This is a genomic window from Epilithonimonas xixisoli (genome assembly GCF_004365655.1).
Taxonomy (GTDB): Bacteria; Bacteroidota; Bacteroidia; order Flavobacteriales; family Weeksellaceae; genus Epilithonimonas; species Epilithonimonas xixisoli.
Window position 1 is genome coordinate 187,398 of sequence record NZ_SOEO01000003.1, and the last position, 15,219, is coordinate 202,616.

Annotated in this window: 12 protein-coding genes and 1 riboswitch; of the genes, 5 read left to right on the top strand and 7 right to left on the bottom strand. The window is 36.3% G+C overall.

Annotation, left to right across the window (positions count from 1 at the left end; genetic code table 11):
- Positions 1 to 19 precede the first annotated feature (19 nt).
- The 5 genes from trmD to mutY all read right to left on the bottom strand — a co-directional run bounded on the left by trmD (position 20) and on the right by mutY (position 6,633).
- Positions 20 to 694, bottom strand: coding sequence for a tRNA (guanosine(37)-N1)-methyltransferase TrmD (gene trmD / locus B0I22_RS12855; RefSeq protein ID WP_133945499.1), 675 nt, complete (start codon positions 692 to 694; stop codon positions 20 to 22).
- Positions 695 to 758: 64 nt separating this feature from the next.
- Positions 759 to 2,018: an NAD(P)/FAD-dependent oxidoreductase gene (locus B0I22_RS12860; RefSeq protein WP_133945501.1), complete on the bottom strand. Its 1,260-nt coding sequence runs from the start codon at positions 2,016 to 2,018 to the stop codon at positions 759 to 761.
- A gap of 152 nt (positions 2,019 to 2,170) precedes the next feature.
- Positions 2,171 to 3,202, bottom strand: coding sequence for a YncE family protein (locus B0I22_RS12865; RefSeq protein WP_133945503.1), 1,032 nt, complete (start codon positions 3,200 to 3,202; stop codon positions 2,171 to 2,173).
- Between the two features lie 311 nt (positions 3,203 to 3,513).
- Entirely contained in the window at positions 3,514 to 5,325 is a 1,812-nt protein-coding gene (locus B0I22_RS12870; protein ID WP_133946561.1) for a TonB-dependent receptor plug domain-containing protein, read from the bottom strand.
- 28 nt (positions 5,326 to 5,353) lie between these two features.
- A riboswitch (cobalamin riboswitch) is annotated at positions 5,354 to 5,544 on the bottom strand.
- 30 nt (positions 5,545 to 5,574) lie between these two features.
- Entirely contained in the window at positions 5,575 to 6,633 is a 1,059-nt protein-coding gene (gene mutY, locus B0I22_RS12875) for an A/G-specific adenine glycosylase (protein WP_133945505.1), read from the bottom strand.
- A gap of 47 nt (positions 6,634 to 6,680) precedes the next feature.
- Here mutY and B0I22_RS12880 point away from each other — a divergent pair, with 47 nt between their 5' ends.
- From B0I22_RS12880 to B0I22_RS12900, 5 genes are all read left to right on the top strand, one after another.
- A complete protein-coding gene (locus B0I22_RS12880; protein WP_027383593.1) occupies positions 6,681 to 6,971 on the top strand; it encodes an HU family DNA-binding protein in 291 nt (96 codons plus the stop codon).
- Between the two features lie 232 nt (positions 6,972 to 7,203).
- Positions 7,204 to 8,760: an Rne/Rng family ribonuclease gene (locus B0I22_RS12885; RefSeq protein WP_133945507.1), complete on the top strand. Its 1,557-nt coding sequence runs from the start codon at positions 7,204 to 7,206 to the stop codon at positions 8,758 to 8,760.
- A gap of 141 nt (positions 8,761 to 8,901) precedes the next feature.
- The gene (porX, locus tag B0I22_RS12890; RefSeq protein WP_133945509.1) at positions 8,902 to 10,446 is read left to right on the top strand and encodes a T9SS response regulator signal transducer PorX; all 1,545 of its coding nucleotides are present in this window, start codon (positions 8,902 to 8,904) and stop codon (positions 10,444 to 10,446) included.
- Positions 10,447 to 10,980: 534 nt separating this feature from the next.
- The gene (locus B0I22_RS12895; protein ID WP_133945512.1) at positions 10,981 to 11,745 is read left to right on the top strand and encodes an exodeoxyribonuclease III; all 765 of its coding nucleotides are present in this window, start codon (positions 10,981 to 10,983) and stop codon (positions 11,743 to 11,745) included.
- Positions 11,746 to 11,827: 82 nt separating this feature from the next.
- Positions 11,828 to 12,460: a trimeric intracellular cation channel family protein gene (locus B0I22_RS12900; RefSeq protein ID WP_133945515.1), complete on the top strand. Its 633-nt coding sequence runs from the start codon at positions 11,828 to 11,830 to the stop codon at positions 12,458 to 12,460.
- Between the two features lie 142 nt (positions 12,461 to 12,602).
- Here the strand turns inward: B0I22_RS12900 and B0I22_RS12905 are convergent, their stop codons facing one another.
- Positions 12,603 to 13,169, bottom strand: coding sequence for a DUF2892 domain-containing protein (locus B0I22_RS12905; protein WP_133945518.1), 567 nt, complete (start codon positions 13,167 to 13,169; stop codon positions 12,603 to 12,605).
- A gap of 98 nt (positions 13,170 to 13,267) precedes the next feature.
- On the bottom strand, positions 13,268 to 15,058 hold the full coding sequence (gene uvrC / locus B0I22_RS12910) for an excinuclease ABC subunit UvrC (RefSeq protein ID WP_133945521.1): 1,791 nt from the start codon (positions 15,056 to 15,058) through the stop codon (positions 13,268 to 13,270).
- Between the last annotated feature and the right edge of the window lie 161 nt (positions 15,059 to 15,219).

Here is a 15,219-nt window from a genome sequence, read left to right on the forward strand (position 1 = left end):
TTAGTTTGATGAAAAGGATTTACTCCAAAAGGTCAGGTCGCCTTTCCTTCGTCACTCTCACCGCTTCATCGTGCAACCAATCCTCAATAGCTGATGTATTGCCACTTAATAAGATTTTCGGGACAGATAATCCTTTGTAAGTTTCTGGTCTTGTGTAGATTGGTGGCGAAAGTAGATTGTCCTGAAAACTGTCTGTCAATGCACTTTGCTCGTCATTCAAAACGCCAGGCAAAAGTCGAATTACGGAATCTGCCAAAACGCAGGCCGCCAATTCTCCGCCTGTCAAAACATAATCGCCGATGGAAATTTCTTTTGTGATATGAAGGTCACGAACACGTTGGTCAACGCCTTTATAATGTCCACAAAGAAAAATTAGATTTTTTTTGATAGAAAGTGTATTGGCAATTCTTTGATTCAAGGTTTCGCCTTCTGGTGTGAGATAGATGATTTCGTCGTAGTCTCTTTGGGATTTCAGTTCAGAAATACAAAGGTCCAAAGGTTCCACAGTCATTATCATTCCTGCGCCGCCACCGTAAGGTTCATCATCTACTTTGCGGTGTTTGCTGGTGCTCCAGTCTCGTATATTGTGAAAATGCACTTCTGCAAGTCCTTTTTCCATTGCTCTTTTCAGGATTGAGGTTTGGAAAGGGCTTTCCATCAGTTCAGGGAGTACACTTATGATGTCTATTCTCATATAATTATAAATGATAATTGATAAGCGATAAATGATTATCTATCAATCATCATTTATCTTTATATTATTGTTCTGTCGGATTTTTTCTTGATGGCGCAATAATCAGCCTTAGTGAAGAATCTTTGTTGATATAGCTCCACATCCAGTTGAAGAAAATTGCCAGTTTGTTTCTGACGCTCAGAATCAGCATCAAATGTAAGAACATCCACAAATACCAAGCAAGAAAACCTTGAAATTTGAATTTCGGAAGGTCAACAACAGCTCTGTGTTTTCCAATGGTTGCCATAGAACCACGGTCGATATATTCGTATTCTGTCCAGTCTTTTTCAGAATCTTTTTTGAAATTTTTAGCCAAATTTTTGCCTTGGTTAATGGCGACATTCGCAACCTGTGGATGGCCTTGCGGATATTTCGGCGTTTCCATATAAGCGATATCGCCAATGGCAAAAATGTTATCGAAACCTTTAACCTGATTGTAACGATTAACTATATATCGATTTCGAACCAAGTTTTCTTTATTAAAATCATCAATGATATTTCCGGTTACTCCAGCTGCCCAAATCACATTATTTGTTGGGATTGAGTTCCCGCTTGCCATATTGATAACTTCTCCGTCGTAATCTGTAACGCGTTCGTTTTTTAGAAATTTGACACCGAGTTGTTTCAGATAATCTTCCGCAGCATCCTGCGATTCCTGACTCATTGCTTCCAACGGTTTGTCGCCTGCGCTTATTAAAACAATATTAAGGTCGTCAAAGTTCATCCTAGGATAATCTCTTGGCAGAATGTGGGATTTCATTTCAGAAAATGCACCAGCTAATTCCACTCCGGTTGGTCCGCTTCCGACGATTACGAGATTCCAGTTGCCATCGTCGCTGGATTTTCTTTCGATAATCATCTTTTCGAATGTCATCAAAATGTGATTTCGAATGGTGATGGCTTCCTGCGTATTTTTCATTCCCAAAGCCAAGTTTTGCATCTTTTGGTTTCCGAAGAAATTGGTTTTGCAACCTGTGGCGATCACGAGTTTATCATAAGTGAAAACGCCATCATCGCCAATCACTTTGTTTTCAGACGGGATGATTTTCTTAACCTCCGTCATTCGAAACTGAATATTTTTTGACCTTTGGAAGATTTTTCTGAAAGGAAAAGAAATGTTGGATGGTTCGATTCGTCCAGTTGCCACTTGGTAGAACAACGGCTGAAACATATGATGGTTCATCTTGTCGATGACCATTACTTTATATTTGCCTTGATTATTAAGATTTCTGGCGAGTTGCAAACCTGCAAATCCACCTCCGATAATAACAATTTTTTCCCGCATCACGAATTTTTTACAAATTTAAGACTTATTTTTTTCGAGATTGAAGAAATGCAAAAATTGTGCTTAAAATTTATGAAAAGTATAATTTTTTAAAAATAAAAAAGCCTTGCCAAAAAATCTTGACAAGGCTTGAAAATTTCAAATGATGAAATTTAGTTTTTATATAAACCACCAGCAATGATGCCTGCTGTAAATGATTTTTGAAGTGCGCCACTCAATGAGTAAACGGAAACTTTTGAAGCTTCTTGATAATCCTTGGCATCGGAAATGAAAATTTTGCCATTTAAAATTTCCAATGCATAGATGGTAGAGAAATCTGCAAAAGGTGCAATCGTGAATGCTGGAGCCGGAGTTGCTGGGCTTGAAACTGTAGTCACGTATACATTGCCTTTGGAATTAAAAACAACTTGATTATTTTCAACGCTCAAGTTTTCTCCGTTTGCGATGCCTGCATATTTGGTTTCTTTTGCGATATTGCCTGCCGCATTGATTTGATAAAGATAAGTGTCTGTTCCGTCTTGCGTTAGCGTGTAAACAAAATTGTCAGAAGCAACTGTTTTGCTGATTTGTCCGTGTGGAAGCGTGATGGTTTTTTCTACCTCATTTGTATTATTGATGACAGAAATAGTGTTGCCAAATCCATAAGACGCGTGCTGAACGAAAACTTTGCTTCCAGCCGAAACGATTCTTTCCACCGTATCTGTGAACGGAACCTTTTTTATAAAACTGTTGTTTGCAGCATTATAGATTGCAACATATTGCTCTCCCAAATAAGTGCTGTTGGTTACATAAAAGTTGTTGTTTGCGAAAGTGACGTAACGTGGTTGCTTCACATTGTCTGTGATAGTCGCTGTCTTCGTAAATCTGAAACGGTTTACCACTTCAATTTTATTAGAATTGTTAACGATAATGTAAGCCTGGTCTCCTGAGAATCCAATATTGTTCACAACATCACCTAACGCTGTGTTGTTTACGGTTTTGTAGATGTCATTCTCGATGGTCGAAATATCAGATGGGATAAAAGAAACGCTTCCACTAGGCGTTCCAAAGTTCCCTTCATTGGTTACAAGAATTCCACTATACGATTTTTCCTGATTGTCCAAATCAAAATCATCGTCGTTACAAGATGCTACAAACAAAAGCGTGGATGCAAAAACTGCGGTTAAAAATTTGTTGAATTTCATAATATTTTTATTTATTGTTTTTTATTTGAATTATGTTTATCGCTGATGCGAGTTCATAATATTTTTATTTATTGTTTTTTATTTGAATTATGTTTATCGCTGATGCGAGTTCATAATATTTTTATTTATTGTTTTTTATTTGAATTATGTTTATCGCTGATGCGAGTTCATAATATTTTTATTTATTGTTTTTTATTTGAATTATGTTTATCGCTGATGCGAGTTCATAATATTTTTATTTATTGTTTTTTATTTGAATTATGTTTATCGCTGATGCGAGTTCATAATATATTTATTTATTGTTTTTTGCTCTAAAAGTTTAGTTTAAGATTAACAGCATAATTTCTCTTCGGCATAAAGTAGTAATTCACCGTTTCATAAATCTGATTAGCAATATTATTCACTTTAAAACCAACTTGAATATTTTTGATTGGATTAATATTAATTCCAGCATTCAAAACTAAGAAATCTTTCAGAAAGTTGCTTTCGGTATTATTTGTAAATCGCTTGCTGTTGTACAAAGCTTGGAAAAATAATCCGACGATTTTGTATTGATAATTGGTGTTGAAATTAATCTGATGAATCGGAACATAACTTAGCTGATTCTTCGTTTCTTGGTCTATGGCTTTCGTGTAAGAATAGCTGATTTGAGAATTTAATTTTTGATTTGTCCAGTTTTTATTGAAGGACAATTCCGTTTCCAAACCATAAAAATCCACTTTATCCACATTGATGGGCGACCAAATCGCGGGAGTCACCGGAACCCATTGGATCATATCTTTCATTTTTATATAATAAGGCGTGATTCCCAATTTGAAATTTTGATAACTTAAATAATGCGACATCTCCGCCTGATAAGACGTTTCCGCTTTCAAATCAGGATTCCCACCAGGCGTCCAAAACAAGTCATTGAAAGTTGGAGCTTTGAAATTTCTGGAAATATTGATGGAAGTCTGATACCAATCATTTACCTTGTACTTTCCGCTAGCTGAGAACAAAAAAGGACTTTCATAGCCTTCTACAAAATCATATTTTGCACCAAGTTCCCAATAGAATTTCGCAAGTTGTTCATTTCTGTAAAGCAAAGAAAGATTGACTTGATTTCGTTTCGGATTCTGGATTCCCGATTGATAACCTTCGCCTTGATTGTATTGATATTCTGAAATTAAATTGAATGAAGATTTGTTTGAAACAAAATAATCGAAGTCATTCCGAACGATATATTGTTTCCCGATTCCACCATTGGATTTTGCTTTATTAATGTCGCCAAAATATTGAAAATTGTCTTCCAGATAAACCAATTTCAAATCATTTTTTATTTTATTTGAATGTGATTTCCAGCCTGCCAAACTCCTGAAAGTTTGAACTAAATATTTAGTTTTGGTTTGATTTTCATCAAAAATAGGGTAGTGCTGATCGCTGTCGTAATGTTGAGTTTGCCAATAGAATTCGTTGTTTTCATTAATCTTATAAGCCAATCCAAGATTGAATCCCGTATTTTGATATTCACCATTTCTATTAATAAATTTCTTCTCCGCAACTTCATAATCATTATCACTTTTCGAATGATTTGCAGAAAAACTGAAACTCAATTTTTCGTTGCTGAATTTGGTTTTAATGAAAGAGTTGAGCGTTCCAAAAGAACCAAATTCCGAAAACAAACTTCCGTGAAAACCTTTATCAAAATCCAAAGTATTATTCAGGTGAACCGAACCTCCAATCGCACCACTTCCATAAATCACACTTCCGCCACCAAATTTGATTCCGACGTTTTCATAACTCAGAAGATTCAAATTATTGATGTCACCTTGACCTAAAAAAATCGAATTCACATTAATGCCATTCCAAACAAAAGCCGTTCTCTGCGCACCAGTTCCGCGGAAAGATGGCGAAGAAGTTGCGCCTCTACCATTTTCTTTGATGTAAATATTAGATTGAAATCTCAGAAGGTCCGAAAGTGATGTCGAATTTTCTAAAATCTTCTCAGAATTGATCCGAGATATTTTCGCCGTTTTCCCTACTTTATTGAATTGATTATCAATAAAAACCGTATCTATCAAAGATTCCTGAGCGGAAAATTGATGCAAAATTACCAAAGAAAGAAGTGTAAAAAGTCGTTTCATTACAATCTGCCTTTCCTCCGAAAGCATTTAGTTTTAATTTTCTCTGGCAGGTCTCCTGACTTTCGCTGATTTTGCGCCTTCTCACGCGCCTATGGCGGGCAATGGCAAAGATTACAAAATCTCTTTTTTTGCGATTTACAGTTGCGGGGACAGTTGAAGAATTACGCTCCATTCCCATTTAATCCCGAATCTTCGGGAACCAAATTCTCGGCAAATATAATGAAGTTCAAGCAACAATATCAAGATTCATTAAAAAGGCAATCTTCCAATTTCTCCAACATTTCGTTTTTTATAAAAAGTTTCCAACGGTTTTGGAAAAGATTTTTCGTCCGCCAATTTTTCATCAACAATTAAATATTCATTATCCGAAGCGAATTTCTCCAATGCTTTTTTCGATTCCAATTCAATAGTGTTGATTTCAATCGTCATATTCTTATGTGTCAGTTTATGATTGATTATCTTTGAATTCATAATTAATTCTTCCCATTCTGCGGGCACAGAAGTCGGAAATTCATACAATTTCTTCCAGATAAAATCATTTCCTCTTTGTTTAATGAGAAACTGGTTTTGAAATTTGATGAAGTAATATTTCAAACTCAGGTCTGTGACTTTTGCTTTCTTGGTTTTCATAGGAAATTCCGAGATTCTTCCCGTTTGATAAGCGATGCAATCATCATTCACAGGACATTCGCCGCAAAGTGGATTTTTTGGTTTACAAATTTCCGAACCAATGTCCATAATTGCTTGGTTAAAATCCCCAGGTTTGTCTTCCGGCATTATTAATAAAGCCAAATCCGTGAAATATTGAAACGCCTTGGAACTCGACATATCAAAATCATCCGCAAAAATCCGTGACAAAACCCGATAGAAATTCCCATCAATTGCCGGAATCTTTTCATCAAAACAAATACTTGCGACTGCCGCAGCTGTATATTTTCCAACGCCTTTCAGTTTCAGAATGTCTTGATAATGAGTAGGGAATTTACCATCAAATTCCTCGATGATTTGATGTGCTGCCTTGTGAAGATTGATAGCTCGGGAATAGTAACCAAGTCCTTTCCAGTACAGTAAAACGTCATCCTCAGAAGCCTTGTGAAGTTCTTTGGCTGTGGGAAATCTCTCGATAAATCTGAGGTAATGGCCAAGGCCTTGCTTTACCTGAGTTTGTTGTAAAACAATTTCGCTGATCCATATATTATAAGGATGTTGGTTTTCTCTCCAAGGAAGTTGTCTGGCATTAGTCTGATACCACTTTATGAGCTTTTTTCCAATGTGAAGAAAATCAGCATTTTGTTTGTTTGTTTTCAAAAATATATCTTATATTTGCACACCAAAAATATAAAGAATTTTAGAAAATGACAAAGGCAGAATTGGTAAATACCATCTCGAACAAGCTGGGAGTAGAAAAGAATGATACACAGAAAGTTATAGAAGCTTTCATGCAGGAGATCAGAACATCTATGTATAACGGAGATAACGTTTACTTAAGAGGTTTCGGGTCTTTCATTATCAAAACTAGAGCGGCTAAAACAGGAAGAAATATTTCTAAGAATACAGCGATAGAGATCCCTGCTCACAATATTCCGGCTTTCAAACCATCAAAAACTTTTGTAGAAAAAGTTAAGACCAAAGTTGCAGTTAAATAAGAATAAAATAATATAACGTATAAAAATATAAATTATGCCAAGCGGAAAAAAAAGAAAGAGACATAAGGTTGCAACTCACAAAAGAAAGAAAAGAAGAAGAGCAAACAGACACAAGAAGAAATAAGATTTTTTTTTAACGTCTTACACATATAAATATAGTTGGTTCTATTGCCAACTATATTTTTGTTTTATATTTACAACCTAATTTTAGTAAAAACCCTTTTATGGCGTTATGAAGAAAGAACTGATAATTTCCAATGAGGAAGATGCTTCAAAGATTGCATTGTTGGAAGATGGACGCCTTTTTGAACTTCATGAGCAGAAAGCCAAATCCGATTTTGTAGTTGGGGATCTTTTTTTAGGGAAAATAAAAAAACTAGCTCCTAATCTGAATGCAGCTTTCGTAAGCATAGGAACAGATAAAGATGCATTCTTGCATTATCAAGACTTGGGTCCGCAGTTTCTTTCTTATCAGAAATTTCTGAAAAATACCATTGCAAAGAAACAACAGACGTCTAGCCTGAAAACAGCTGAGCGAACCAAAGACATAGATAAACTGGGGACAGTTGATAAAGTTTTGACAGCCGGCGACTTGGTTCTGATTCAGATTACAAAAGAGCCAATCTCTACGAAAGGTCCAAGGATTTCTACACAGATTTCTCTCACGGGACGTTTTTTGGTTCTGATTCCTTTTGATAATAAAGTTTCCATTTCCAAAAAAGTGAGCGACGGCGCTGAAAAAGAACGCCTCAAAACTTTGATTGAAAGCATCCGTCCAGAAGGTTTTGGTGTCATCATTAGAACTGTAGCGGAAGGGAAAAAAGTGGCTGAACTTCACAATGATATGAATCAGCTGGTGAAAAAGTGGGAAACGACTTTCAAGAATATCCAGAAAAATAAAGTTCCTAGTAAGATCTTGAGTGAAGAAGATAAAGCTTCTTCTATTCTAAGAGACAACTTCAACCAGGATTTCGTAAGTATCATTTGTGATGATGAGAAAATGGTGGAGGATATGAAATCTTACATCGAGGTGATTGCGCCGGAGCGTAAGAATATTGTCCAATTCTATGATTCTCACATTCCTTTGATGGAATATTACAACGTTGAAAAGCAACTGAAGCAGAGTTTTGGTAAACACGTTAATATTCCGGCTTCCAAAGGAGCGTATCTCGTGATAGAGCATACAGAAGCGCTTCACGTGGTAGATGTGAACTCTGGAAACAATATTTCTTCTGCCAATACCAATAAAACGCACGCTTTGACGGTCAACAAAATGGCGGCCACAGAAATCGCAAGACAACTTCGTCTTCGTGATATGGGCGGAATCATCGTGGTGGATTTCATTGATATGGTGGATGCGGAACACAGGAAGGAATTGTACGAGCATTTCCGAGATGAAATGAAGCGTGACAAGGCAAGACACAAAATTTTACCACCTTCCAAGTTTGGTCTCATCCAGATGACAAGACAGCGTGTCCGCGCAGAAAAAAACATCGAAACCAACGAAGAAAATCCGAACAAAGATGGCGAAATCATCGCTCCAATCGTGATTATCGAAAAGATGGAAGATTCCATCAGAACTATTATGGCGACAGAGAAAGGGAAACTTTATCTGCACGTGCATCCATTTGTAGAAGCTTATCTTACGAAAGGTTTGGCAAGCATCCAAAACAAATGGTTTCTCAAATACAAAAAATGGGTAACTATCATTCCTAGAGATTCTTTCAAGATGTTGGAGTTCCATCTCTACAACGCTCAGAAAAAGGAATTGATAAGCTTTTCCAATTAAAAAATTTAAAAACTTTGCTAAATATTTGGCAAAGTTTTTTGTTTGTATTAACTAATATTTAACGCACACATTCTGTTATTTAAAATATAATTATGATATTTTGGTCATACTTTTGATACTTAAACTTAAATTAAAAAATATATGTCAGGAAAAATTTTATGGATCGATGATGAAGTAGATTTACTCAAACCTCATATTGTCTTTCTGGAAAACAAAGGTTATAGTGTAACACCAGTGAATAATGTGAATGAGGCTTTGGAATTGATTGAAAAAGAAAAATTTGTTCTGACTCTTCTTGACGAAAATATGCCCGGAATCTCCGGTCTGGAAGCGATTCCAATGATTAAAGAAAAAGATAATGCGCTGAAAATCGTAATGGTCACCAAAAGTGAGGAAGAGCACATTATGGAACAGGCAATTGGTTCTCAAATAGAGGATTATATTTTGAAACCTGTGAATCCAAATCAGGTTCTTTTGTCATTAAAGAAAATCCTTCAAAGCGAATCTTTGGTTGAGCAAAAAACAATCGTGGATTATCAGCAAGAATTCCGAAACTTGAGTATGGAATTATCTTATCTTAGAACTTACCAAGATTGGGCAGAATATTACAAGAAAATCCTGAATTGGGAAGTGAAATTTGACAAAGTTTCGGACAATGAATTTGGTGATTTGCTTCAAAATCAAAAAGAAGAAGCCAATATCCAATTCTCGAAATTCATCGAAAATAATTACGAAGATTGGCTTCACGGCAACGAGAAACCGATGATGAGCCACACGCTTTTCAAAGACAAAGTGAAACCGGAATTGGAGAAAGAAAAAGTTCTGCTCTTGATGGTCGATAACTTGAGATATGACCAGTGGAAAGTCATAGAACCGCTCTTCACAAAGTTCTATAACAAAACTTCAGAAGATTACTATTTCAGTATTTTGCCAACCGCCACGCAATACGCTCGTAACTCATTCTTTGCAGGATTGATGCCATCAGAAATCGAAAAAAGATTCCCAAACAATTGGTTCAATGATAACGAAGAAGGCAACAAAAACGAATTCGAAAGAGACTTCCTAGAAGATCAAATGAAACGTTTGGGCTTATCCAGCAAATCAATGAAATATCTGAAAATCCTAAATTCAGATTTCGAAAAAAAGATTTTAGAAGATTTCAATCAGCATAAGAACAATGATTTGTTGGTGATTGTTTACAACTTCATCGATATTTTGTCCCACGCAAAAACCGACAACAATATTGTAAATCAACTGATTAGAGACGATAAAACTTTCAGGTCATTGACTTACAACTGGTTCGAGAATTCATCATTATTGAAAATTATCAAATTGGCATCAGAAAATGGATTCAAATTGGTGATTACGACCGATCACGGCACAATTTATGTTAAAAAACCTAGTAAGGTGGTTGGCGACAGAGAAACATCTACCAACATAAGATACAAAACCGGACGAAGTTTAACCTACGAAGACAAAGACGTTTGGGCAATCAATGATCCTGGAAAACTCTTTCTACCAAAGGGAAATCTGAGTTCAAAATATATATTTGCGAAGAATAATATTTTCCTCGCATATCCAAAAAACTATAATCACTTTGTGAATTATTACAAAGAAACTTATCAGCACGGTGGGATTTCCCTCGAGGAAGTCATCATCCCGATAAGCATATTAGAACCCAAGTAGTTTTTTCATAGTTTATTTGATTTGGGTTTACTGGGCGGAAAGAGGCAACTTTTTCCGCCTTTTTATAGATTAGGAGCAAGAAGTTTGGCTATTCTTTTCATCATTCCAACCCGCTTTCCACTATATCTTTTTTGCTTTCAGAACGTTTTGTCATCCAAAGAAAATTTCCCAAAAAAGCAAAAAAGGATGCCGTTGCAATCGGGGCTATGTTGAGGTTTTTCATTTCTTTTCACGATTTTATTCAATGCCCAGCCTTGTCAAGGTTCAAAACCTTGACAAGGCTAATTTCAACATTTCCTTTCACAATTCAAATCAAAATCCCGAACTTTGCAGACTAAAGTAATTTCAATACAAAGACACAAATGTAAATGAGAAATCTTCGTAATTAAGCCACAAAGTTTTAACTTCGTTAAATTGAAAAATCTCGGATTTTCCTAGTGCCTTAAAAACGCATATTAAATAAAATAAATCTTTGTGCCTTTGTGTTAAAGTAAGCAAATCATTTATCAACCATCATTCATCAATCATAAAAAAATGAGAATCATTTCCTACAACGTCAACGGAATCCGCGCCGCTTTTACAAAAGATTTTTTGGGTTGGCTCAACGTCGCCAGTCCGGATGTTATCTGCATCCAGGAAAGCAAAGCAGGAAATGACCAAATTGATATAGAAAGTTTGGAGAAATTAGGCTATCACAGCTATTGGCATTCCGCAGTGAAGAAAGGTTACAGTGGCGTAGGAATCGCCTCCAAAGTAAAACCAAATCACATTGAATATGGTTGTGGCATCGAAAGTTATGATAACGAAGGCAGGATTATGCGTGCAGATTTCGAGGGATTTTCTGTCATTTCAGTTTATGTTCCGTCTGCTTCCAATATCGAAAGATTGGAATTCAAAATGCAATTCTGTTTTGACTTTTTAGAATACATAAAAGAACTCAGAAAAACCATCCCGAATCTCATCATCAGTGGAGATTTCAACATTTGTCATCAGGCGATTGATATTCATAATCCAGTTGGTTTGGCAAACACTTCCGGATTTCTCCCGATGGAAAGAGAGTGGATGACGAAGTTTATGAACGAAAATAGTTTGACAGACAGTTTCCGACATTTCAATGACCAACCGGACCAATATTCCTGGTGGAGTTACAGAGCTGGTTCGCGTGCAAGGAACAAAGGCTGGCGTTTGGATTACAACTTCGTCTCGGAACCTTTGAAAGAGAAAATGACCAGAGCCGTAATCCTGCCAGAAGTCAAACATTCCGACCATTGCCCGGTAATGGTTGAGCTATCAATATAAATGATATGCGATGAGTGATAATTGATTTCATTCAGTCGCAATTTATCATCCATCATTTATCAATCATCAATTATAAAAATCCGTGCACGAACAAATCAATCTTATCATAGAAATCTTGGGAACCATTTCCTTTGCAATGTCGGGCAGTTTTGCTGCGATGCAAAAACGCTTGGATCCTTTTGGCGTTTTGATTATTGCATTTGTAACATCGGTTGGTGGCGGAACTGTTAGAGATTTGCTTTTGGATGTTCCGGTTTTTTGGATGGTAGATCTTTTGACATTTGTGCTGATACTTTCCACTTGTGTTTTGTCTATGATTTTCAAATCGATTGAGAAGAATTTCAAAGTCACCTTATTTATTTTCGATAGTTTTGGATTGGGACTGTTTACAATCATTGGAATACAAAAAGGTCTGACCTTGGGTTATCATCCTTTGATTTGTTTGACTTTGGGAACCATCACGGGTTGTTTTGGTGGAATCATCCGGGATATTCTACTAAACCGAATTCCATTGATTTTCCGAAAAGAAATCTATGCTACGGCTTGTATTGTTGGCGGTGGAATATTTTTGTTATTTGCCAAATTTTCTACGCTATCTTACACTTTTGTTCAGATTTTCACGATTCTTTTGATTGTAACGATCCGAACTTTGGCGGTAAAATACCATTGGAGAATCCCGAAATTCTATGGCTACGAAAGTAATCAGGAAATGTAAACGACTCGAATCATAGCCCTGATTGCAACGGCATCCTTTTGTGATGAGGAACGAAGAGCAAAAGATATAGTGGAAAGCAGGTTCCCGGCTCCTAAAAAATAAAAAAGGACTGAAAATAGATTCAGTCCTTTTAAATTATTCCTTAGTTGAATTTGCCTCGCATCCTCATATTCGGATTGTGCATATGTTTTTGCATCGTTGGCATTTTCAATTGATCTTTCATCATTTTGATTTGGTCTGTCATCATTCCTGCAGAATCCAGCTGTTTGGCTTCTTCCAGAAGTTTTTGAGCTTCGTTTTTTCTGCCTTTGGCAAGTGCTGATGCGGCAAGGTTCAACTTTGCCATTGCTCGGTCGTGCTTCATATTCAGGCCGTAATCTAATGCTTTTTTCATCAGTCCTTCTGTTTTGGTTGGATGATCTTGCGCCGATGTCAAAGCCTGCAAATAGTGGAAGTAACCATATTGACTCTTGTGAAGTTGAGATGTGTAATTGGTAATGCTACCAAGAAATTTCTCGGCTTTTTCCATATTTTGTTTTCTCAATTGCCAAAAAGCCAAAAGAATGTATTCGTTTTTGAAGAAAAGCGCAATTGGAATCGCAGACAAAATCACCAAAACTACGCCCCAGCCAATGTTTCGGTTGAACATCAAGTAAACGCCCAAAGCGATAATGATTGCAGCAATTACGAATTTTATGTACTTGTTCATTTTTAAAATTTAGGTTGCAAAGATAATGATTCGCGACCGAATTTCCGAATCAATGATTGATATTGTTGAAGGTGAATTTACTAAGAATGATTAGTTTTTCAAGAATTAAAAAACGTCCAAACCACTTTAGCTTTCACTTTTCCAAGGATTTCTTCCAAGGTCACTAAGTCTGCTTCTTTGATTCTTTTGACGGATTTTAGTTTTGTCAATAGCATTTCTATGGATTTTGGACCCACGCCTGGGATTTGTTCCAGTTCAGATTTTATAGTTGAGTTTGTTCGTCTTGTTCTGTGATGTTTCACGCCAAAACGGTGTGCTTCGTCTCTCACGCGTTGAAGGATTTTCAGCGTTTCTGCTTTTTTATCAATATACAAAGGAATCGAATCCTCTGGGAAATAGATTTCCTCAAGGCGTTTTGCAATGCCAACGATTGTGATTTTTCCGTAAAGTCCAAGCAATTTCAAACTTTTTACTGCCGAAGATAATTGTCCTTTTCCACCATCAATTAGAATCAATTGCGGCAACGGTTCGCCTTCTTCCAGCAATCTTCGGTAACGGCGGTAGATGACTTCTTCCATCGTTTTAAAATCATCCGGACCAACCACAGTTTTCGGATGGAAAATTCTGTAATCTGCTTTGCTAGGTTTCCCGTCTTTGAAAACGACGCAAGCCGAAACAGGATTAGTTCCCTGGATGTTCGAGTTATCAAAACCTTCGATGTGTCTTGGTTCAACCGGCATATGCAGGAGTTTTTGCATTTCTGCCATTATTCGGTTGGTGTGTCTTTCTGGGTCGATGATTTGGACTTGTTTCAGTTTTTCCAGTCTGTATTCTTTCGCATTTTTCTCGGAAAGTTCCACGATTCTTTTTTTGTCGCCGACTTTGGGAACAATCAATTTAACATTCGGAATTTCTAATGTTAAGTGAAACGGAATCAAAATCTCTTTAGAAGTGGAATCAAATTTCTGACGAATCTCCACCAAAGCTTCCTCCAACATATCTTCATCGGTTTCTTCTAAAACTTTTTTAATTTCAGTTGTGAAACTTTGAACGATGGAACCATTTCTGATTTTAAAATAATTGATATAAGCTGCCGTTTCATCGCTCGTCATTCCAAAAACATCCACGTCATCAATGCTTGGATTTACGACGGTATGTTTTTCCTGATAATTTTCGAGAGACTCAATATTATTCTTAATCATCTGAGCTTTTTCGAACTCAAGATTCGATGCAAAACGGAACATTCTTTCTTCCAGATATTTCTTGGCAAAACGGAAATCTCCTTTGATAATTCCTCTTATCGCTTCTACCTTTTCATCGTAATCTTCTTTGGATTCAAGGTCTTCACAAGGTCCATTGCAATTTTTAATGTGATATTCCAGACAAACGCGGTATTTTCCTTCAGCGATTTTTGATGGAGCCAAATTCAGATTACAAGTTCTGATTTTATAAAGATTCTTAATTGTATCAAGCAGAACTCGCGCAGGTTTTACTTTAGCGTAAGGGCCAAAATATTCCGAGCCGTCTTTTATTTTGGTTCGGGTCAAAAAAATTCTTGGAAAATCCTCATTTTTGATGCAAATCCACGGATATGTTTTGTCATCCTTCAACATCACATTATAGAAAGGTTGATGCGCTTTTATCAGATTATTTTCCAATAAAAGTGCGTCATATTCGCTGTTTACAACGGTTGTCTCCAATCTGTGAATCTTCGAAACCATAATTCTGGTTCGGTAGCCATTTTGATTTTTGTTGAAGTAGGAGAGAACTCTTTTGTTGAGGTGTTTTGCCTTTCCTACATACAAAAGCTGGTCGTTCTTATCATAATAACGATAAACGCCGGGTTCCGATGGAAGTGTTTTGAGTTGAAGTTCTAAGTTGGGATTCACAGAGCAAATTTACGGAATATGAATTATAAATGTGAGGCTTGTTCTAATTTTTAAAATCTCACTGATGTCGCAGATTGAGCAAATTTTAAACCTAAAAGGAATCTGCGAATTTACTCATTCAACAATAATATTATTTTTTAAAATTATCGATTAATTTGTAC